Source organism: Haliea atlantica, assembly GCF_054779855.1.
In genome coordinates, this window is record NZ_BAAGXL010000019.1 from 147707 (window position 1) to 169405 (window position 21699).

15 protein-coding genes are annotated in these 21699 nt (G+C 65.1%); 10 read left to right on the forward strand and 5 right to left on the reverse strand.

Annotated features, from left to right (window positions below):
* Positions 1-12 precede the first annotated feature (12 nt).
* The gene (locus ACYVGS_RS12460; protein WP_460589019.1) at positions 13-1761 is read left to right on the forward strand and encodes an N-acyl-D-amino-acid deacylase family protein; all 1749 of its coding nucleotides are present in this window, start codon (positions 13-15) and stop codon (positions 1759-1761) included.
* Positions 1762-1876: 115 nt separating this feature from the next.
* On the opposite strand, the gene ACYVGS_RS12465 is transcribed toward ACYVGS_RS12460, so the two are convergent.
* On the reverse strand, positions 1877-4216 hold the full coding sequence (locus ACYVGS_RS12465) for a TonB-dependent receptor (protein WP_460589020.1): 2340 nt from the start codon (positions 4214-4216) through the stop codon (positions 1877-1879).
* A gap of 116 nt (positions 4217-4332) precedes the next feature.
* On the opposite strand from ACYVGS_RS12465, the gene ACYVGS_RS12470 reads away from it, so the two are divergent.
* The 4 genes from ACYVGS_RS12470 to ACYVGS_RS12485 all read left to right on the forward strand — a co-directional run bounded on the left by ACYVGS_RS12470 (position 4333) and on the right by ACYVGS_RS12485 (position 9327).
* A complete protein-coding gene (locus ACYVGS_RS12470; RefSeq protein ID WP_460589021.1) occupies positions 4333-6270 on the forward strand; it encodes a pyrroloquinoline quinone-dependent dehydrogenase in 1938 nt (645 codons plus the stop codon).
* A gap of 32 nt (positions 6271-6302) precedes the next feature.
* Entirely contained in the window at positions 6303-7475 is a 1173-nt protein-coding gene (locus ACYVGS_RS12475; RefSeq protein ID WP_460589022.1) for an MFS transporter, read from the forward strand.
* Between the two features lie 162 nt (positions 7476-7637).
* Positions 7638-8774, forward strand: a complete 1137-nt coding sequence (locus tag ACYVGS_RS12480; protein ID WP_460589023.1) for a helix-turn-helix transcriptional regulator — start codon at positions 7638-7640, stop codon at positions 8772-8774.
* Positions 8775-8883: 109 nt separating this feature from the next.
* On the forward strand, positions 8884-9327 hold the full coding sequence (locus ACYVGS_RS12485; protein ID WP_460589024.1) for a nuclear transport factor 2 family protein: 444 nt from the start codon (positions 8884-8886) through the stop codon (positions 9325-9327).
* Positions 9328-9340: 13 nt separating this feature from the next.
* On the opposite strand, the gene ACYVGS_RS12490 is transcribed toward ACYVGS_RS12485, so the two are convergent.
* Entirely contained in the window at positions 9341-10585 is a 1245-nt protein-coding gene (locus ACYVGS_RS12490; protein ID WP_460589025.1) for a hypothetical protein, read from the reverse strand.
* Positions 10586-10712: 127 nt separating this feature from the next.
* Here ACYVGS_RS12490 and serB point away from each other — a divergent pair, with 127 nt between their 5' ends.
* Positions 10713-11942, forward strand: coding sequence for a phosphoserine phosphatase SerB (gene serB / locus ACYVGS_RS12495; protein ID WP_460589026.1), 1230 nt, complete (start codon positions 10713-10715; stop codon positions 11940-11942).
* A 33-nt stretch (positions 11943-11975) separates the two neighbouring features.
* Here the strand turns inward: serB and ACYVGS_RS12500 are convergent, their stop codons facing one another.
* Positions 11976-13817, reverse strand: a complete 1842-nt coding sequence (locus ACYVGS_RS12500; protein ID WP_460589027.1) for a hypothetical protein — start codon at positions 13815-13817, stop codon at positions 11976-11978.
* A 164-nt stretch (positions 13818-13981) separates the two neighbouring features.
* On the opposite strand from ACYVGS_RS12500, the gene efp reads away from it, so the two are divergent.
* Together efp and epmA are read left to right on the forward strand one after the other, a co-directional pair.
* On the forward strand, positions 13982-14554 hold the full coding sequence (gene efp, locus ACYVGS_RS12505) for an elongation factor P (protein WP_460589028.1): 573 nt from the start codon (positions 13982-13984) through the stop codon (positions 14552-14554).
* Between the two features lie 12 nt (positions 14555-14566).
* Positions 14567-15526 carry an EF-P lysine aminoacylase GenX gene (epmA, locus tag ACYVGS_RS12510; RefSeq protein ID WP_460589029.1) on the forward strand — a complete coding sequence of 320 codons (960 nt, stop codon included), beginning with the start codon at positions 14567-14569 and terminating at the stop codon, positions 15524-15526.
* Here the strand turns inward: epmA and ACYVGS_RS12515 are convergent.
* Positions 15482-15976, reverse strand: coding sequence for an acyl-CoA thioesterase (locus ACYVGS_RS12515; protein ID WP_460589258.1), 495 nt, complete (start codon positions 15974-15976; stop codon positions 15482-15484). The two genes, epmA and ACYVGS_RS12515, sit on opposite strands and share 45 nt — an antisense overlap.
* 5 nt (positions 15977-15981) lie before the next feature.
* Positions 15982-17445, reverse strand: a complete 1464-nt coding sequence (gene nhaC / locus ACYVGS_RS12520; RefSeq protein ID WP_460589030.1) for a Na+/H+ antiporter NhaC family protein — start codon at positions 17443-17445, stop codon at positions 15982-15984.
* Between the two features lie 109 nt (positions 17446-17554).
* On the opposite strand from nhaC, the gene ACYVGS_RS12525 reads away from it, so the two are divergent.
* Positions 17555-19273: a PDDEXK family nuclease gene (locus tag ACYVGS_RS12525; RefSeq protein WP_460589031.1), complete on the forward strand. Its 1719-nt coding sequence runs from the start codon at positions 17555-17557 to the stop codon at positions 19271-19273.
* Positions 19266-21551, forward strand: a complete 2286-nt coding sequence (locus tag ACYVGS_RS12530) for an ATP-dependent DNA helicase (protein ID WP_460589032.1) — start codon at positions 19266-19268, stop codon at positions 21549-21551. Before ACYVGS_RS12525 ends, ACYVGS_RS12530 begins: the two co-directional genes overlap by 8 nt.
* Positions 21552-21699: the final 148 nt, after the last annotated feature.

Sequence of the window (21699 nt, forward strand, 5' to 3'; positions counted from 1 at the left end):
GGTAGCGACAGGATGAGCAAGACACTAATTCGCAACGGCACGGTCGTCGACGGCACTGGTGCCCCTGCCTTCGCCGCCGATGTGCGCATTCGCGACGGCGTGATCACCGCGGTGGAGCCCGGTCTGCAACCCGAGGCCGACGAGCAGGTGGTGGATGCCAGCGGCTGTCACGTCACCCCCGGTTTCATCGAGAGCCACACCCACTTCGATGGTGCCATGTGGTGGGACCAGAGCCTGGACCCGCTGCCCGGCAATGGCGTCAGTACGGTGGTGATGGGCAACTGCGGTTTCTCCATCGCGCCGGTCTCCGACGACGAGGCGGCCCGCCGCGAGGTGGTCGGGATTTTCTCCTTCTTCGAGGATATTCCCGCGCAGCCTTTCCTCAAGGAGCTGCCTTGGGACTGGCGCAGCTGGCCCGAGTACAAGGACTCCATGGTCCGCAACGTCAAGCTGCCGGCCAATTACGCGGCCTTCTGTGGCCATATCGCCCTGCGCCTGGCGGTCATGGGCATGGAAGCCTGGGACCGTGCCGCGACACCTGAAGAAGTGTCGAAGATGTGCACCCTGCTGGACGAGGCCCTGGGTGCCGGTGCACTGGGCATGTCCTCCAATCTGTTCGATCACGATGGCGAAGACCGCCCCGTGCCTTCTCTCAAGGCGGACGACGCCGAGCTGCGCGCGCTGATGGAAGTGATCAGTCGCCACGAGGGCGCCACGTTGCAGGTGATTGTCGATACCTTCCGCAACATGACCGCCCCCGAAACCATGCGCCGCATCGGCCGCCTGGCCGAGGGCCTGCCGATCCGGGTCCAGTGGGCGGGCCTGCCGACCCTGGTCTTCCAGCGCGACATGATGGGCATCCAGGCGCCGCTGGTGGAGATTCACGAGCAGTTCAAGCGCGAGGGTCGCGACTTCTGGACCGGCTATGCCCACGTGGCGGTGACCTCGACCCTCAGCGTGCAGAACTCGCTGATCTTCGCCCAGTCCAACGACTATGTCTGGCACGAAGTGGTGGTCGCGGAAGGCGACGAGGCCAAGGCAGCCATCCTGCGCGACCCCGAGTGGCGCGCCCGGGCCCGACAGTCCTGGGACAACGAGGCTTTCGAATTCTCGCCTTTTCCCAAGGGCCGCGCCGAGCACCTGCAGTTGATGAATTCCGATAACGGCGTGGGACCGACGCACATTACGCTGGGTGAGTACCAGCAGCAAATCGGTGCACCGCATCCTTCCGATGCCATGGCGGAGTGGCTCCTGGCCAATGGCCTGGAGTCCACGGTGACCATGCCGCCCTTCGAGCGCGATCGGGAGATGGTGGTCAAGTTGATGCGCGACCCCAATTCGGTGGGCAACATCAGTGATGCGGGAGCCCACGGGCAGATGCTCTGTGGCGGTGGCGAGAACATCAAGCTGTTCACCGACTTTGTGCGCAATGGCGAAATCACCCTGGAGGAGGCGGTCTACATCCAGACCGGGAAGCTGGCGAAGCATTTTGGCTTTGCCGATCGCGGGGTAATCGCCCCGGGCATGCGCGCTGATATTGCCGTGTTCAATGCCGACGAGATCCAGGAGCGCGACATGAAGCGCGTCTACGACGTGCCGGATGGCAAGGGCGGCTTTACCTGGCGCTGGACGCGTGACCCAGCGCCGATGCGGGCCACCCTGGTGAATGGCGAAGTCACCTTTGACGGCAGCAAGAGCACGGATGCCCGTCCCGGTGAGTTCCTGGCACCGGTAGCGACTGCGGTATCCGCTGCGGCCTGACAGAAAAGCTGGCAACATCGAGTAAAAAGGCCTGCCCGGTCACCCGGGCAGGCCTTTCTCGTTTTGCGGCGTGCTGGCGGGCCTACATTGAAGGCTGCGCCGGCATGGCCGTACGTCAGAACTCCACGGACAGGTCCAACCCGTAGGTGCGCGGGCGCATGAAGGTGCTCGTGATGGTCGGCCCGCCAAGGGTGAAGTTGAACTCGATCTCGTCCTCGTCGAGCAGGTTTCGGCCCCACAGCGCCGCCTTGAATCGCGTGTCTCCAGCGAGGGGAATCTCGGCCAGCTCGAAGCGGGCACTCAGGCGAGTGGTGGCGCCGATGGCAGCGGCTGCATCCAGGGCTGGGTCGGCAGTGCCGACGCACACATCCGAGGCCGGCACCTGATCCATGCCCGCTGGGCAGGCTAGGCGATAGACGTCATCGCGCCAGTTGGCGTCGATGCGCAGGCTGGGCTGAATGCCATTGGCCATTGTGGCGAACTCGTAGCCCATGCCCAGGTAGAGCGTGTGCTCCGGCTGGTAGGTACGCAGGTCACCGGAACTGTCGACATTGGTATAGCCCCAGGCGGCATTCAGCTTGAGGCCTGCAGTCGGTACCCAGGTGGCTTCCAGCTCCACGCCCTCGGAGACGATATCGCGACCCTTGCCCATGAAGTAGCCGATGGCGGTGAAGCCTTCAATCTGCACGTCGGAGCGTTCCTGACGGAAAACCGCCGCGTTCAAGCGCAGGGAATGATCGAAGACGTCACCCTTCATGCCCAGCTCATAGAGTTCCATGTCTTCCTGTTCGAAGGTGCTGCCACCCAGAACGCCACCGCTGACAAAGCCCGTGGCATGCTTGGCGTAGATATTTATGCTGTCATCCAGGTGCCAGGTCGCGGAGATGTCATAGTCGACATTGTCGCCCTCATACTCGAAGCTCTGATTGCCTGGCAGAGCCAGTCCGTACAGGCCTGCAGCGATTACAAACTCCTCGCGCTCGTCCTCGGTGTAGCGCAGGCCGCCAGCCAGCTCGAGACGGTCGAGTCGCCAGGTCAGGTGGGCGTAAACGGCGGTGGAGTCGTTGTCGGTTGAGAGCTTCTGCCCCACGAAATAGTGAAAATCCTGCGCCGAGATGGGTACGAACTCGCCGTCGGAAATCGGGCGGGACAGCAGAATGGGACCGTCCTTTTCGCCCTCTTCAGTAAAGTGGAAGACGCCCAGGATCCAGTCCAGATTGCCCGCGTTGCCCAGCAGCTGGAATTCGTGGGAAGTTTGCTCGTGCTCCTCGTAACGCATGGCGATCAAGGGCGCGTAAACCCCGCCTGGTTGGGAGCCGATGATGCCCAGGGTATCGATGTACTCGCCATCACCCCAGACCTGGTTACTGCCCATATCCAGCTCGTACTCCCGATAGCCGAGGATATAGCGGAGATCGATATTGTCACTCAGCTCGAAGTCGACGGTCAGGGAGTGACCAAGGGTCTCATTGGTGGCGGTAGATTCCAGTGGCACCGCCAGCTCATCCCGGTACTCAAAGCTCTCGCTGATCGGGTGGACCGCTTCGACCAGGCCGTTGCCGATAATGCACTGGCCAGGGGTGCTGTCGAAGTCGGCACAGGGGCCGAAGCTGCCCATCTGCCGGTAGTTCTGGGTACCTTCCCAGTCGCTGTAGTCAAACTTGTAGGCCAGCTTGAGGCGATCAATGCCTGTGTACTCGGCGGCCAGGAACAGGTTGTCGCTGTCGCTGTCGCCTCCGCGCCGGCTGGTGGTCTGCTTGCCAAAGGGCTCGGGCAGGAACCATGTGCGCCGCGGGGACAGGTTGTCGACATCGCCATCATAGGAGCGGTTGCCGAGGGTCAGCCGGGTCGCCAGGCCGTTCCATTCTGGCAGATCAATCGTGGCCTTGTAGTGGCGCTCATTGTAATTGCCGATACCAGCGTCCAGCTTGACCCCGAACTCCCCGGTCGGACTGGCCGTGATCAGGTTGATCGCACCGCCCGTGGAGTTGCGACCAAACAGGGTGCCCTGGGGACCGCGCATGACCTCGACCCGCTCCAGGTCAGCCATCTCGAAGACTGCCGCCCCACCGCGGCCAAGATAGACGCCGTCGACGTACATGCCGATCCCGGAGTCGACCTGTAGGTTGAGGGAGCCGTTGGATACGCCGCGCATATTCACCTGCGGCGCGGTGCTGCCCCCCTGCTTCTGGATGTAGACGTTGGGCACGGTCTGACCCACGCCGAGAATGTTGTCCACGCGCAGGGCTTCCAGGTCGCTGCGGGTCAGTGCGGTGACAGCCACCGGAACATCCTGCAGGTTTTCTTCCACGCGGCGGGCGGCGACTACCACCTCTTCGATGGCTGTGGCGCGCTGGTCCGGGTTTTGCGCCAGTGCCGTGGTGCCCAGGGTGGCGGGAATGCTCAGCCAGGCGAGCTGTTGGGCGAGATAACGGATTCGTGAAGGGTGTTGCATGGTGCACCTCTCGGTTTTCTGATTATCGAGCAGCGCTATCCTGCGCCAGGCTGGCTGGGACCTTTTCATCTGGGCAGATGAAGATCGCCGACGAGGGGCAGAGCTAGGATAGAAGCATGAAAATGATAAGCAGAGTTCGCATCCTTGCCGCCCTGTCCCTGCTGGTGGTCTGTCTGGAGGCCATGGCCGGAGGCCCCTCGGCGGGCGCCGACTGGCCTGCGTGGGGCGGTGATGCCGCTGGATCCCGTTTCTCACCCCTGGAACAGCTGCAAGCCAGCAATCTGTCGCAGCTGGAGGTGGCGTGGGAATATCGCACTGGCGATACTTTTGACTCCGAGGCGGCCCGTTTCAAACAGATGCTCACGGTCACGCCCCTCAAGGTCGATGACACGCTGTATCTCTGCAGTGCCCGCAATCGTCTCATCGCCCTGGATGCCACCACCGGCGAGGAGCGCTGGGTTCATGACCCCGGGGTCGACGAGGCGGACGGTCTGACCTTTGCGTGCCGCGGTGTAGCCTGGTGGCGCGATCCGCAGGCCCGGGGGGCGTGTGCTTCACGAGTCTACCTGGGCACCTACGACGCGCGCCTGCTGGCCCTGGATGCGGCCACTGGCAAGCTCTGCGCGGATTTTGGCCGAGAGGGTGTCGTCGACCTGATCGCCGGGCTGGGAGAGCTGGAGACCGGTGAATACAATGTCACGGCGCCGCCAACGGTGGCCGCCGAGTCCGGCGTGCTGGTGCTGGGCGCGCGGGTGGCGGACAACCGCAAGGTGGATGCGCCGAGTGGTGTGGTACGCGCCTTCGACCTGCGCAGTGGTGAGCTGCGCTGGGCCTGGAACCCGGTGCCCCCGGGGCAGCCGATGCAGGATGCGGCGGGCAATTACCGCCGCGGCACCCCCAATGCCTGGGGCACCTTTTCCCACGACCCGGAAACCGGGCTGGTCTTTGTCCCTACCGGCAACCCCAGTCCGGATTCCTGGGGCGGCGAGCGGGAGGGTTTTGACCACTTCGGCAGCTCGGTGGTGGCGCTGCGCGCAGACAGCGGCGAGCTGGTCTGGCATTTCCAGACGGTACACCACGACCTTTGGGACTATGATGTCGGCGCGCAGCCGACATTGTTCACCTGGCCGGGCCCCGACGGCCCCGTGCCCGCCGTAGTGGCGGCGACCAAGACCGGTCTGCTGTTCTTTCTCGACCGGCGCACCGGCGGGCCCCTGTTTCCGGTGGAAGAGCGGCCGGTGCCAGCCTCCGATGTACCGGGTGAGCAGGCTTCGCCCACACAGCCTTTCCCGCAGCGCCCCCGGCCCTTGTCCGACAGTCGGCTCACAGCCGACAGCTCCTGGGGCCTGCTGTATTTTGACCGCCAGGCCTGTGCCGAGGAGATTGAGAGCCTGCGCGCCGAGGGTCTCTACACGCCGCCCAGCCTGCAGGGGAGCCTTCAGTTCCCCGGCATGCTGGGCGGCATCAATTGGGGCGGCGTCTCGGTTGACCCGGAGCGGGGGCTGATGCTGGTCAATCATTCCAGCCTGGCCGTGGTCAGCCAGCTGATACCCCGCTCACAAGGCCAGGTTGCCGGGGGTGGCATGGATAACGGCGGCGACATGGCGGGTACGCCCTATCGCGCATCCCTGCGTCCACTGCTGTCACCCCTGGGCATTCCCTGCAATCCGCCGCCCTGGGGCAAGCTGACAGCGATCCGGCTGGCCAGCGGCGAGGTGGCCTGGGAGCGTACGCTGGGTACCACGGCGGAAGTGGGACCGGTGCCCCTGCCTTTTGGTCTTTCCTTCGGTGCGCCCAACCTGGGTGGCTCGCTGCTGACAGCATCCGGGCTGACCTTCATTGCCGCGACCACGGATGCGCGCCTGCGGGCTTTTGACACGCTGTCCGGTGAGCTGCTCTGGGAGTCGCGGTTGCCGGCGGGAGGTCACGCCACGCCCATGACTTACCTGGGCGCCGATGGGCGCCAGTACCTGGTCATAGCGGCCGGTGGACACGTAGCGCTACCGGGGCGCAAGAGTGACCACATCATCGCCTACGCGCTGTCAGCAGACTGAGCGGGTCGGCCATCATGGAGCGCTCGACCGTCATGCCTCATCCCACTCTGGTGCTGGCTATCGCCACCGCCGCACAGAATCTGGCCATTGGCCTGACCTTCGGCGCCTTTGGCCTGCTGATCGCCGATCTGTCGGTGACCTTCGAGGCGGGGCGCTCGCAGCTGTCCCTCGGGATCGCCCTGGTGTCACTGGTGATGGGGCTGTTGTCGCCGGTGCTGGGTCTGCTGCTGGACCGCTGGTCAATCCGGGGCACGATGTTGTTGGGGGTTCTGTTGGCCGCGGCCGGCTTCCTGCTGGCCTCCATGGCCATGTCGCTGCCCTTGTTTCTCGGGGCCTACGGGCTGCTGGTGGGGGCAGGTATTACCGGGTTCGGGGTGTTGCCCGCGGGCAAACTGGCGGCCAACTGGTTCCCCCAGGCCACGGGCCGGGCCCTGGGGATTGTCAGCCTGCCGATCCTGGTAGCGCTCGGGCCCCCGCTGTTTGGCTGGATCCTGGAGATGTCCGGCTGGAGAACCCTGCTGCGGATTTTTGCCGGCACCTGCCTGTGTCTGGCACCTTTCCTGCTGCTTCTGCGCGATTACCCACAAGGCGCTGCGGAGGTGGCCGGTCCGGCCCCTCGGGTGCCCGGCGAGGGGTGGCAAACAACGCTGGCGGACAGTCGCCTGTGGCTGCTGGTGGTGATTGGTGGGGCCATGTTCTCGGGGGGCATCGTGCTGGTGACGCATGTGGTGCAGCATGCCTTGCAGCTGGGGATATCGCTGCCCCGGGCCTCGCTGCTGCTTTCCATCAATGGGCTCGCCGCGATTGCCGGTGCTGCCCTGTTCGGCTGGCTGGCGGATCGCCTGCGCCCCACCGGCGCCCTGGCGGTGAACCTGGGGCTGCAGGCGCTGGTCTGGCCCTTCCTGCTCCTGCAGCAGGGGCTGCCGGGGCTGGCGCTGGCGACGGTCCTGCTGGGACTCTGCGGTGGCGGTGCACATCCGGCGCTGAGTGCGCTGCTCGGGCGGATTTACGGGGCGCGGCGCTTCGGTGCCATGCTGGGCCTGTTGACGCTGTTGGTCATACCCTTCAATTTCGGTGCTGCCCCCATCGCCGGGCTGGTTTTTGACCGCAGCGGAAGCTATGCGCCAGCCTTTCTCCTGCTGTCCGGTTTTGCCGTCTTGGGTCTGCTGCTGACGGTGGCGCTGAAGCGCAGGCTGTCGACTTAAGCTCCGTCGACTTGCGGGGCACTCTGCTTCCCGGGGAAAGCCCCGGTCCAGGTCTGCTATCCTTGTTCAAAGCTCATTCAATCGGGTGATGCCGGGTCATTCGATTGCAGGGATATTGTTTATGCCCTGAGCGGCCATGACATAAGCAGAATGAGGTGCGCCATGCATACCATGCAATCCCTGCCCGGGTTCAGTGATCTGGTGGGTCTCGCCTACCAGGGGGTCGAAGAAGCGAAGCCCTGGAAGGGGCTGATGCGCCGTCTGACCGAGGTCACTGGCGCCCACGACAGTTCCCTGCTGATTTCCTCGCCGGCGGCACCCGGTGCCTACTATCTGATTACCGACAATGAAGACCCCGCGGCGGTAGGGCGAGAGCGTGTCGATGACGTGATGACGGTCAACTGGTACCAGGAGTTGCCCATCCCGCGGGCCAGCAATATCGAGGAACTGATCCCCCTCGACCAGTTCCTCACCTCACCGCTATACCAGCGTTTTCTCAAGCCGCTGCGTATCCGGCATCTGATGGGTATGGATGTGCTGCGCAATGATGTCATGCGGGTCAAGCTGTCTCTGGAGCGGACTGATGACCAGGGTGTCTTCGGCGACGATTCGAAGCAGCTGGTGGAGTTGCTGGTGCCTCACCTGCAGCGAGCGATCCGCCTGCGCGAACAGTACACACACGGCAGCTACATCCAGGAATTCTTCGAGGAGGCGATGGCGCGGATGTCCATTGCCTGCCTGCTGCTGGATGGTTACGGGCGTGTTGTCTCGGCGAACCAGGCAGCGCGCGAGCTGACCGAAACCAGTGAATTCCTGCATTTGCAGAATGGCAAGTTGCGCTGCGCGGACAGCATCGATGGCAGGCCCCTGAACGAAGCAATTGAGCTGGCTTTGGCGGCGCACCGGAACAAGACACGTTCCCAGCGCGGCCAGGGGGTTTGCCTGGAGGCCAGCCCGGGTAACCCGGTGCTGGACGTGGTGGTCAAGCCCCTGGTGTCGGATCGGGTCCTCGATTCCTGGGAGAAACCCGCGGCGGTGGTGTATGTGAATGCCAGCCTGCAGGCTTCCATCGACCTGGATCCCGTCATGCTTCGCAGCATGTACGGTTTTACCAAGTGTGAATCGAAGCTGGCGGCTCTTCTCGCCCGCGGCCTGAGTATCAGTGAATCGGCAGAGGCCCTTGGGGTCAGCGTGAATACGGTAAAGACACATTTGCGCGGTATCTATGAGCGCATGGGCACCAGCAAGCAGGCGCAGGTGGTCGCCCGTCTGAATCACTCCACGGCGCGCCTCCTCTAGTCTGGTCAGCCCTGCGACGGCCCCCGCTCATTTCAGCGGATGAGTGGTGGCCGGGCGCCGCCTGCTAGGCTGGCATGACGTCCTGTCCACCCTCTCCTGGAGCCCGATCATGAACGATGCCGTACGCCGCGCGCAGAATATCGATACCCTAAAGGCCATGCTCAAAGCCTGCGGTATCAAGGATTTCGCGACCGGCCTGAACTACCTCACCGAGGACGTCTACTGCGACTGGCCCTACAAGCCCATCGAGGCCATGCCGGAGTCGATGGTGGGCCGGGAGACCCTGAGGCAGTTCTTCGAGGAGGGCCAGGCGCCCCTGTCCGGCCTCAATTATGGTATCCAGGCCATCTACGAGCTGTTGGATCCCGACATTCTGATCGCGGAATATGATTCCAATGCCCGGCACCTGGAGACTGGCGTTCCCTACCGCAACAGGTACCTGGGGATCTTCCACTTCCGGGACGGCCTCATCAGCTACTGGCGGGAGTATATTGATCCCGGCGCGATCGCCAGCATGTTTGCGGAGGTGGCCCGTCAGCAGGGCGGCGGATGAACTAGCTTGCCTGCTACAAGTCCCGCAACTTGCGCAGGATCAGCTGCAACTGTCGGTCCAGCATGTCCTGATAGGGGCCTGCAAAGCTCTCCAGAATGGCATAGTCGCGCAATTCACTGGGTTCCAGCTCCAGGCGGCTGCTGATGTCGAGGTCCTCGCAGACGCCGGGCGACAGCATCACCTTTGGAGGCTGGCTGGCGCAGAGCGCCTGCAGCTCATCCAGGGTCGGCTGCAGGTATAGGCCGGGGTAGATGTCCCCCTCGTCGCCGCGACCCAGCTCGCTGTGGGCCACCGCCAGAGCGACATTGAGTGACAGCGACATCTCCTGTTCCAGGCTTCGACAGACATCGCGGATCAGCCAGGCGCAGGCAGCGGCGCGGAAGGCCGGGCTACCGCCCTTGTTCTCGCCGCTGAAAAATACCGCCACCCCGAACTGCCGTACTACCTGAAGGCGGCCCTGGTAGAAACCAGCGGCGGCGTAACAGACCTGGTGCAGTCGGCGGATGTAGCGATGCAGGGCTTTTTCATCCAGGGTGTCGACGTAGTCCAGCAGGCTGGTGCAATGCAGATAGAGGACGGCGGTGTCCCGGTAATTCTCGTCCCGGGGTGCCGGGCTGCCGCGGGCCCGCAGCAGGGTCAGGGGCAGCCGCTCCACCCGGCCGGCGAGCTGTGCGAGTTCGTTCTCCGGCAGCTGCTCAAGCGGGCTGTCCTCCAGTGCCAGTGCATCGGCATGCTGCTTCAGTGGGAGCGCCAGCCAGCGTTGGCCGGCGTAGCGGGTCAAGGCGTAGGTCAGCATCGACAGCAGTACGGCCAGCCCCAGCAGGCTGAACAGAAAGCGCAGACGTTCGGTCTGGGCCCCCTCGGTATTGATGGCGATGACAATCTCGCCCGCGGTATCGCCGCCGATGCGCACCGGCGCCCGATAGTAGGCCACCGGGCCGGCGCCGACCTCGCCGGCCTGTCCCAGAGCGCGGCCCTCTACATCATAGAGACTGACTTGCTCGGCGGAGGCAGATTCCTGGAATCGGTGCAGGGAGGCGGCAACGCTGAGCAGGTCGCCGGTTTCCAGGGCCGTGCTGATGCGCCGGGAAATCTGCTGTGCGAGGGCATTCCCGAATCCGGCCTGCTGGGCCTGCTGCATGTGGCGGTTGGAGATGTCTGCCATGGAGACCAGTGCCAGGCTGATGATCAGGCAGCCGACTGCTGCGATCACCCCCAGTTGAGTGGCAAGGCTGGCCTCGCGAATACGTTGCGGCACGCTGCTGGAGACTCCCTGGGCAGAAAAGGCCCGAGTATAAACCATGCCCGCTGCCGGGTGGCGTTTCGCCGGGTGGGCGCTACAGGTAGAATAGCCGCCTCTGCAGTCAGCGGGAAAGTTATAGACAGTGAATGCCATCACCCTGCTCACCCTGTCCGGTGAGGATCGCCCCGGAATAACTGCCGCCGTGACCGAGATCCTCGCCAGCCACGGGGTCAATGTCCTGGACATCGGGCAGGCGGTGATTCACGCCACCTTGTCCATGGGCTTGCTGCTGGAGCTGCCGGAGGGTGCCAACCGCTCCGCGCTGGTGGCGGCGCTGCAGGGCTTTGCCGCCGACAAGGGGCTCCAGCTGCGCTGGCAGGATGTCCAGGCCAACAGCTACAACAGCTGGGTGGAGGCTCAGGGCCGGCCGCGTTACATCACCACCCTGCTGGCGAGAAAAATCACTGCCGATCAGCTGGCCCGGGTCACCGCCGTGTTTGCCCGGCACGATATCGGCATCGACGGCATCACCCGGCTCTCCGGCCGGGTGCCCGTGGGTGAGCTGCCGCCGCAAAGCAAGGCCTGCGTCGAATTCACACTGCGCGGCCCGCTGCATGACCTCACGGCCTTTCGCCGCGAACTGCTCGAGGTTGCCAGCGAGCTGGACGTGGATCTGGCCTTTCAGGAAGACACCATGTACCGGCGCAATCGACGTCTGGTCGCGTTTGACATGGACTCAACCCTGATCGAGGCGGAAGTCATCGACGAGCTGGCCCGTCTCGCCGGCGTGGGGGAGCAGGTCAGTGCAATTACCGAACGCGCCATGCGCGGAGAGCTGGATTTCCAGGCCAGCTTCCGCGAGCGGGTGGCGCTGCTGCGCGGCCTGTCCGAAACCGCCCTCGAGGAGGTTGCCCGGGGCCTGCGCATCACCGAGGGTGCCGAGCACCTGATTGCCACCCTGAAGGCACTGGGTTACCGCACGGCAATACTCTCCGGGGGCTTTACCTATTTTGCGCGCGGCTTGCAGGAGCGCCTGGGTATCGATTACGTCCACGCCAATGATCTGGACATCGAAAATGGCGTGGTTACCGGCAGGGTGAGCGGCGAGATCGTTGATGGTCAGCGCAAGGCAGCCCTGTTGCGGGAACTGGCGCGACGCGAGGGAATCGACCTGCAGCAGGTGATTGCGGTGGGGGACGGGGCCAACGACCTGCCCATGCTGAGTATCGCCGGGCTGGGTGTGGCGTTCAGGGCCAAGCCCCTGGTGCAGCAGTCCGCCGAGCAGTCGATTTCCACGCTGGGGCTGGATGCCATCCTCTATCTGCTGGGGATTTCCGACCGCTACCAGCCACCCCGGGATTCGGCCGGGTAGCGGTGAATTCTGGTCCCAGGCTGTCGGGCGTGATCAGATATCAGTCCACAGGGACTTGAATGGAGAGCCAGGCAGGGTCTGTCGGTCCGCCTCGCCGGCTTCGTCCCTGTGCGACTCGCGCAGCACCCGGTAGTCGAACTGGCTGAAGGTGGCGGTGGCAGCAAGCTGGCGCTGCAGGCGGATGCGCAGTTCCTCCCCGTGGCGTTCCAGGCGCAGTTTCTGGCCTTCGCGAAAGCCGCTGCGTGGCGTAATCAGGGTGTTGGGCTGGCCGACCAGCTTGATTTCGGGTAGCAGCAGAACCCGGATCGGGGCCGACTCCCCACCCTGGTTGTTCTGAATATGGGCGCCATAGGGAATGGCGCCCGGGCTGAGCAGCTCGACCCCCACCATGGTGACGGCGCCCTGGAGCGAGCTGATCCAGCGTATCGCCGCGACCAGCCAGTTTCCGTGGCCTTCCTCGCGCAGGCTGAGAACATCGCCGGTGCGGATATCGCCGGGCAGGTCGTCGTCCCAGGCGAGACAGTAACCGCCGGGGCTGGCGTTGACTGCCTGTACGCGGTACTCCGGGTAGCGCTCCCTGGCTGACAGCTGGGGTGGCTCGTCGTCCAGCAGTTCTTCGGCAACCAGCGGCTCGATGGGGATGGCCCCGGGGGCCTCCTCGTCGGGACTGGCGGTTTTTTCGCCCTGGTGAATGTCGCGTGGATTAATGGTCTCCCAGGGGTCGTGGCGGTGCTGGTCGACGAGGAAGGGGTTGCCGGCAACCCGGGCATCGGCCGACGGCTCGTAGTCCCGGCCGTGCAGAACCTGCTCGAAGGTCAGCTCCCCCGCGCAGTGGTAGTGAGCGCTGCTCAGGCCGACCCCAACCCAGAGCTCGCCGCGAAAGGGGCTGCGGTTGAAATTGCGCATGCTGACCGATGAGAGCGACTCAATCACGTGCTGCAAAATATTGCTGTGCAGGCGCGTGTCCTGATCGAATACCAGCCCTTTGCCGCCCTCTTCCTGGTCGCGCTCGGCCAGCCGGCGCAGTGCGGCGACCAGGGGTTCGGTGTCGAGTGTGCGCAGCTGCTTGCTGTCGCTGCCGCTTACCGTCGAGGCATAGACTGGAGGCTGGTCGCTGTCCAGGTCGATGGCAAACAATCCGCTGCTGGGGTGGAAGGGCAAGACGCGGACGTTGTGGCTCCATTCCCGGAGCCCACGGTGTATGGCCGACAGGTCGCTCTGGCGCAGCTGGTTGGGCTTGCAGCAGGCCAATAGCAGAGGAGCGGCGTAGGTTGCCGTGATGGTGGTGTGTTCACCCAGGCGCCCAATGACCGGCAGCTGGGTCAGTTGCTGTCGTTCGGCCAGGGTATAGAGCTGGTGCAGTGTAAACCAGGCGCGATTATCGCTGTCCTGGTACAGCTGGAAGGCTTGCAATTGCTTGCAGCCAACCAGGCAGAGCGCACGCTGCAGGGCCTCACAGGCCAGCCGGGCGGGGTTGGTACCCTGGATGCTGTGGCGGTCGCGGATAGCGTGGAGAGCGACCAGGGTATAGCCGGTGGCGGCGAGACCGTAGAGCTGGTCGCTGAGCTGGGCAATTTGCCGCGGCTCCTCGGGCAGCACCAGGGGCTGGTTGAGAAAGCGCCGGGACAGCGTCTGCGTGGCAACCTGCAGCGCCGGCCGCAGGATTTCCAGCAGCTGGTGGCGCAGGTCGGGCGCCGCGGGGCTGCGATTGAGCTCGTCGAACACCGCCTTGAGGCGCAGGGCCACTTCCCGGGCATTGGCCACGGGGAGAGCGCTCACCCAGGCCCTGGCGCCGTCTGCGGAAAGCGGGAAAGCGGTAAAGCCCGGCAGGTCCTGGCGCGGAATTCTGAGCTTGATTGGATTGCCTTCGCTCATGGCTGGTCTGCGTGTCCCGGCAACGGATGTCCCATATCTGTTCACAGGTTAGCCCAGTTTCTTTGCCGGGTGCCAGAAGAAAGTGCGGGAACCCGGGTGGGCTGCGTCCCGCCGCCTGCTGCGGTATGATTGCGCCCCATTTCAAATTTTGTGAAAGACAACCCATGGCGACGTTTTCTACCAATGAATTTCGCTCCGGCCTCAAGGTGATGCTGGATGGCGATCCCTGCAATATTCTCGAGAACGAGTTTGTCAAACCCGGCAAGGGGCAGGCCTTCAACCGCGTGCGGCTGCGCAACCTGAAGACCGGTCGTGTCTGGGAGCGCACCTTTAAATCCGGTGAGTCGCTGGAGGGTGCCGATGTCATGGATCGCACCATGCAGTACCTCTACAACGACGGTGAGTTCTATCACTTCATGGAACCGGATACCTTTGAACAGCACCAGGCGGATGCCAAGGCAGTGGGTGACGCCCACTTGTGGCTCAAGGAGCAGGAAACCTGTGAAGTCACCCTGTACAACGGCACGCCGCTGTCGGTGACTCCGCCGAATTTCGTCGAGCTGGAAATTGTCGAGACCGATCCCGGCCTCAAAGGCGATACCGCGCAGGGTGGCAGCAAGCCCGCGACACTCAGCACCGGCGCCGTGGTCAAGGTCCCGCTGTTCATTACCACCGGTGAGGTCATCCGTGTGGATACCCGCACTGGCGAGTACCAGAACCGCGTCAGCAAGAGCTGAGCCGGCTCCGCGGTGACTGACTGGCAGCCCGTTGCCGCGACGGAAGCGCTGCGGCAGCGGGCGGATCTCTATGCCCTGCTCCGCCACTTCTTTGCCGAGCGCGGCGTGCTGGAGGTGGAAACGCCGCTGCTGGCCTCCTGCGGCGTGACGGACCCGTCCCTGGAACCCCTGCTGGTTACTGGGGGCCTACCCCCCGGCGAGTCCCGCCGCTTTCTCCAGACCTCCCCCGAATACGCCATGAAACGACTGCTGGCGGCCGGAAGTGGTCCCATTTATCAGCTGGGCAAGGCCTTCAGGGCCGCCGAGGTCGGGCGTCGGCATAACCCGGAGTTCACGTTGCTGGAGTGGTACCGGCCCGGCTTCAGCCTGGAACAGCTGATCGAGGAGGTGGCCGAACTGGTCGTTGCGGTGCTCGGGCGGCGCGCGTGGCGGGTCTTCAGCTATCGCGAGCTGTTCCAGTTTGCCCTGGGTCTGGACCCTTTCACGGCGAGCCTGGAGACCCTGCAGCGCTGTGCCCGTGAGCGGGTGGACACCGGCTCCCTCGAGGGCGGCCGCGACCTCTGGCTGGATCTGTTGCTGACTCACGCGGTGGAGCCCTGGCTGGCCGGGCAGGGTGTCTGTTTCGTGACTGACTACCCGGCCAGTCAGGCGGCTCTGGCACAACTGAGAGAGCGCGATGGCCACTGGGTCGGCGAGCGCTTCGAGCTTTACGTGGATGGACTGGAACTGGCCAACGGCTACCACGAACTGGCGGATGCTGCGGAGCAGCGCCAGCGTTTCCTTGAGGACAATTGCCGTCGCCGGGAAGCGGGCTTGCCGGAATACCCCCTGGACGAACACTTGCTGGCGGCCCTGGGCAGTGGCCTGCCCGATTGCAGTGGCGTGGCCTTGGGAGTCGATCGCCTATTGATGTGCCGGGTCGGGGCGTCAGATATCCGCAGCGTCCTGGCCTTTGACTGGGCGCGTAGTTGAGCCCCCGTCGAGGACCGCCGGGCCGTAGCCCTCGATAAATTCCCGCGGCATGCGCCGCGGTCGTCCCGTGCTGATCTCGATGCAGGCGAAGCGCATGGCGCCCCGCAGCAGGGTGGCGCCGTCGACGGGGCGGATGATCTGAAAGCGGCGCAGCATGGTCAGGCGCCGGTCCCAGTCGACGATCCAGGTGGCTACCGCGAGGGTTTCACCGGCCTGTGAAGCTCTCAGATAGTCCCATTCGCTGCGGGTAATGGCCATGGCGCGGTCAAGTCGGCGATAGCTGTCCAGGTCCAGGCCCAGGCTTACCGAATGCGCCCAGGCAACGCGCTCGCACCACTTCACATACACCGTGTTGTTGGTGTGCTGCAGGCCGTCGATGTCGGTGTCTGCGACAGTCACAGACTGTACAAAGGGCGCCGGGTAATCCCAGTCGAGACTGTGGGGATCCATCGCTGTCACACCAGCACCTCGTGTTCCGGTTCCAGCGGTTTCCAGGCGATGTTCAGGGCGGCATAGAGCAGCGCCAGCAGTGGGCAGGCGAGGTTGAAAAACGCATAGGGGGCATAGCTCAGGGTGGCCACGCCCAGGGTCCCGGCCATGTAGGCGCCGCAGGTATTCCAGGGAATCAGTGCCGAGGTCAGGGTCGCCGAATCTTCCAGGGTGCGCGAAAGGTTGAGCCGGGAGAGGCCCTGTCGCTGCCAGGCCTTGCTGAACATGCGCCCGGGCAGGGCAATGCTGATGAACTGGTCAGCAGCCAGGATATTGGTGCCGATGCAGGTGCCGACGGTTGTTCCCACCAGTCCGAACAGCGAGTGCACGCCGCGCAGGGTCAGGTTGAGCAGGTGTTCGAGGATGCCGGTGCGCTCCAGCACGCCACCGAAACCCAGGGCACAGATGATCAACCAGACGGTGTTGAGCATGCTGCTCATGCCGCCCTTGCTGAGCAGGGCATCCAGGAAGGTATTGCCGCTGTCAGCGGTATAGCCGTCGAAGAGGCTGATCCAGACACCCTTGAGGAGGACCAGCGGTTCGCCGCCTTCCCCGGCCAGCTGGCGTACCGCCTCGGGCTGGAAGACCAGGGCAAAACCGGCGCCCAGCAGTGAGCTGATGATGATGGCCGGAAAGGCCGCCACCCGCTTGTAGACCAGGGCCAGCATGACCAGCAGGGGCAGCAGCAGGTGGGGGCCGATGGCAAACTCGCGTGCCAGGCTCGCCTGCAGTGCTTCGATTTCCTCCGGCGTGGCGGCTTCGCCGCCGCCCATCAACAGGAACAGCAGCAGGGCGATCGCGAAGCCGGGTACGGTGGTCCACAGCATGTGGCGGATATGGTCAAACAGGTCGACGCTGGTGGCGGCCGCAGCCAGGTTGGTGGTGTCGGAGAGCGGCGAGAGCTTGTCGCCGAAGTAGGCCCCGGAGACAATGGCACCGGCGGCAATGGCCGGTGACAGGTCGAAGCTGCCGGCGATGCCCATCAGCCCGGTGCCGAGCGTGCCGGCAACGGTCCAGGAGCTGCCGATGCTAACCGCAACGATGGCGCAGATCACCGCGCTCGCGGCGTAGAAAATCCCGGGATTGAGAATCTGCACCCCGTAGTAGATCATGGCGGGTACGGTCCCGCCCAGGATCCAGGTGCCGATGAGCATGCCCACTGAGAGCAGAATCAGCATGGGGCCCAGTCCCAGGCTGATACCCGCGACCAGCCCCTCCTGGCACTGGGCCCAGCTGAGCCCTGTGCGCATGCCCACCAGGGCAGTCACACCGGAGGCCAGTATCAGGGCTATCTGGTTGGCGCCATAGGAGGAGTCGGCGCCAAACAGGTAAACCGACAGGGCGAGCAGGGTCGTAAGGAAGATGATGGGCAGCAGGGCAAGTCCGGTGGACAGGCCCGGTTTGGCAGTTTCCGCGACAGCGTCTTTCACGGGGGCAGGCTCGCTCGGTGGTTCGGCGCCTAGCGTAGCACAGGCCCGGCTCCCCGACAGAAGCAGCTCCAAGGAGTGGCAGTGACATGCAAGATCTCGACAGGGAAAGGTGGCCGCGGGCGGCGCGGCAGGGCGGGCTGGCCGCCGAATCCCGATTGATCCGCCTGGAGCGCTCTTCGTCCTGATTGAACTACCCCCCACCTACTACCGCGACAATTTCCAGCGCCTGTGCGAAGGCGTGGAAGCGCTGTACGCCGACCTGTTGTCGGAAGATGAGCAGGGCCTGATCGACAGTTGGCGGTTCTGCTCGCCGCCGGCTCAGTGCCTCTACGTGCGCCTGGTGTCGCGGGCCGGTCCCTGGTTTCGCGTGGATCGGCTCGATTATCCAGAGATTCCCGACCTGCCCGCGGCCCTGGCGGAACTGCTGGAGAAGGACTTGTTGGCGCGCGGCGATGCGCTGGATATGGATGCCCTGGGCCCGCTGTTCACCCTGCCCGAGTGGCGGCGCGCCTTCGCTGACGAGACCGCGGTACCCGCGTCGGCCAACAAGGCGGCGCTGCTCGAGGCAGTGTCGACACTGGACCTGGGTGACGGCGAACTCCAGCGGCGCCTGGCGGGCAGTCAGACGATTGTCGCACCCTGTGGCGTCGAGGCGGTCGAGGTCCTGCAGTTGCTGTTTTTTGGCAATCGCCGTCAGGGCCTGACCGACTTTGTCCTCAGCGACCTGGGGGTGGCCCGCTACTACCCCTATGCCCTGGACCGGCAGCAGCGACTGTTTGCCAGCCGCGCCGCGCTGGACGAGTACCGGCATTTCGGCCTGCTGGCGGACGCCGCCTGGCTGTTGCGGGAGGCGGGCGATGGCGAGGGTCTGGCCGGGCTCGGCGAGCTCCTGCTGGAGGACTGGCCCCGTCATGCGCCGAGCCAGCGGCGCTACTGGCGCCTGTTGAATCGCGTGGCCCGTGAGCTGGAGCGACACGGCCAGCTGCCTCTGGCCGCCACACTCTATCGTCGCAGTCAGCTCCACCCCGCCCGGGAGCGTCTGGCCCGGACGCTGGAGCTGAGTGGCGATCCGGCAGGGGCCCTGGCAGAGTGCGAGGCGATGCTCGCGTCCCCCTGGAACGAAGCCGAGCTGGATGCGGTCCGGCGCATGCGCCCCCGCCTGTTGCGACAGCTGGGCCGACCCACACCCCCGGCGCGCCGGGACCGCTTCAACACCCGCGATATGCTCCTGCCCCCCTGCGGTGAGCGCGTCGAGCTGGCAGCAGCGCGAGCCTTGGAAGCGGAGTGGGCCGAGGTACACTATGTCGAGAACCAGTTGCTGAACGGCCTCTTTGGTCTGGCCTTCTGGGATGTCATTTTCGCGCCGGTGGCCGGTGCATTTCACAATGCTTTCCAGGCAGTGCCCGCGGATATGTACGAGCCCGGCTTTCGCGAGCGGCGGCGTGAGATTCTGGCCCGGCGACTGGAGGAGCTGCGCAGTGGCGATTTGCGCGCGCAGGTGCTGGCCACCTGGGACCGCTGCGAAGGCTACCAGTGTCGCTGGGTGGCCTGGCGCTACCTGTCCCGGGACCTGCTGGCGCGCAGCCTCGATTGCCTGCCCCCCAGGGTGTTGCTGGCCATCTGGGAGCGGCAGCTGTTTGATCCGGCGGAGAATCGCCGCGGCTTTCCCGATCTGCTGGCCCTGGACGAGCGTCCGGGGGAATACCGCTTCTACGAGGTCAAGGGCCCGGGCGACCAGTTGCAGGACAGTCAGCGGCGCTGGCTGCGTTTTTTTGCCCGGGAGGGTATTCCCGCCCAGGTACTGCGTGTGAGCTGGAGCGATGACTGAAGTCGCGGTCAGCGTGCGTTTCCTGGCGCAGTTCTGTCATCGCAGCGGCGATATCGATCTGCGCTTTACCCCGTCGCCCACCGGGCAGGAGGGCACGGCCGGGCATCAGCGCCTGTACCGCCGTCGCCCTGCCAGCTATCTTCCCGAGTTCCCCGTGGATTATGTCGACGCCGAGGCAGTCGGCCTGTCACTCCGCGTGCGCGGTCGCGCCGATGGCTACGACCCCCAGCGAGGGCTGGTGGAGGAGATCAAGACCTGTCGTGTCGATCCGGCCCGCTTGCCGGTGCCGCTGACCCGCCTGCACCTGGCCCAGGCCCGACTCTACGCAGCCATCATTGCCCGCAGCGAAGACCTGCCGGGCCTGCGGGTACAGCTCACCTGGCTGCGGCTGGATGACGACAGTGAGCACCCGCTGGAGGAGGACCTGAGCCGGGGTGAACTGGAGGATTTTCTTGACGACACCCTGCAGCGCTACCGCCAGTGGCTGGCGCAGCTGGAGGCGCGGCGCCAGCGGCGCGACGAGAGTCTGGCTCGCTTTGCCTTCCCCTATTCCGAGTTTCGCCCCGGACAGCGCGCCATGGCCGAGCGGGTCTACAAATGTGTCCACGGCGGCGGCCGCCTGCTGCTGGAGGCGCCCACCGGTATCGGCAAGACCGCGTCGGTGCTCTACCCCGCCCTGCGCGCCCTGGAGCGAGGGCTGCACGACTGCGTGGTCGTGGCCGCCGCCAGAGTCAGCGGCAGGCGCGCGGTGGAGGATACCGTGGCGCACTTTGTGCAGCGGGGCTATCGTGGCAGCGCCCTGACGCTGACCGCGAAGGAGTCGATCTGCTTTTCCCCCGGCAAGGCCTGTCACGGCGACGACTGCCGCTATGCCCGCGGCTACTACGACCGCTTGCCTGCGGCGCGGGAGGCAGCCCTGGCGGCGGGGCAGCTGGATCGCGCCGGCGTGGAAAGGCTGGCCCGGGAGCACACCCTGTGTCCCTGGCAGCTGGCCCTGGACCTGGCGCCCTGGATGGAGTTGCTGGTCGCCGACCTGCACCATCTCTACAGCCTGACTCCGGGACTGCTTGACCGTCTGGTGGATGGCGGCCGGCGCTGCACGGTACTGGTGGACGAGGCTCACAACCTGCCTGAACGCGCTCGCCAGATGTACGCGGCAGAGCTGAGCCGCGGCGCCCTGCGTCAGGCGCTGGCGGAGGCGCCGGCCGCCTTGCGCAGCAGCCTGCGACGCGTGGACCGCGTATTGATGGCCTTGCACGATGGCACCCAGGGCGAGAGTTGGCTGGATACTCCTCCCGAGGATCTGCTCGAGAGCCTGCAGCGGGCGTCCGACGCGGTGGCAGAGCAGCTGGCCCGGGACGCCTTCCTGCTGCAGCGTTTGCCGGCCCTGCGCGAATGGTATTTCGCCCTGCTGCAGTGCCTGCGGGTACAGGCCTGCTGGGGTGAGGAGTATCGACTGCAGGTAACGCGACAGCTGTCGGGTCGCTTTCACCAGGTGGTCCTGCGCTGGCACTGCCTCGACCCGGCGCGCCTCCTGGCGGAGCGCCACGGCCTGCTGCACGCTCTGGTGGTTTTCTCGGCGACACTGTCCCCGCGTCACTGGGTACTGGCCAGCCTGGGGCTGGCGCCGGACACGGTATCCTGGTCGGCGGACTCGCCCTTTGACAGTGAGCAGCTCTCGGTGGAGCTGGCGACCCACATCGACACGCGCTATCGCGCGCGAGCCGGAAGCCTGCCGGATCTCGGGAGCCTGCTGGCCGACTGGCTGGCCACAAACGCCGGCAACTGCCTGCTGTTCTTCCCGTCCTACGGTTACCTGCAAGCCACACTCGCGGATCCGCTCCTGCAGGCGGCCCTGTCCTCCCGGCAGCTGTGGGTACAGGCGCCAGGCCAGCCTGCGGCAGAACATGCCGAGCTCCTCGCTACCCTGGACAGGCGCCGGGATGTCGCCGCCTTCTGTGTGCTTGGCGGCGCCTTCAGTGAAGGTATCGATCTTCCCGGTGACCAGCTGAGCTCCGTGGTTATTGTCGGTCTCGGCCTGCCCCAGCTAAATGCCCTGCGCGAGCAGCTCAGAAGCCATTACCAGCACCAGGGCATGGACGGCTACCGTTACGCTTACCTTTACCCCGGTCTGCAGAAAGTCAGCCAGGCACTCGGTCGCGTGATTCGCAGCAGCAGTGACCGCGGCAGTGCCCTGTTGATCGACACCCGCTACGCCCAGCGGGAGGTCCGCGCGCTGCTCCCACCCGCCTGGCACTACACCATCCGCAACGACTGACTGCCCACGGCTTTCCGGGAAAGTCCGTGCTGGGCCGAACATGCTCCTTGTTGGGACACGCTGTGAATACGTCCCTGTACGCTCGTTGCCGGCCATCCATGGCCGGCAACGGTCCCAACAAGGAGCATGTTCGGCCCAGCACTCAGTG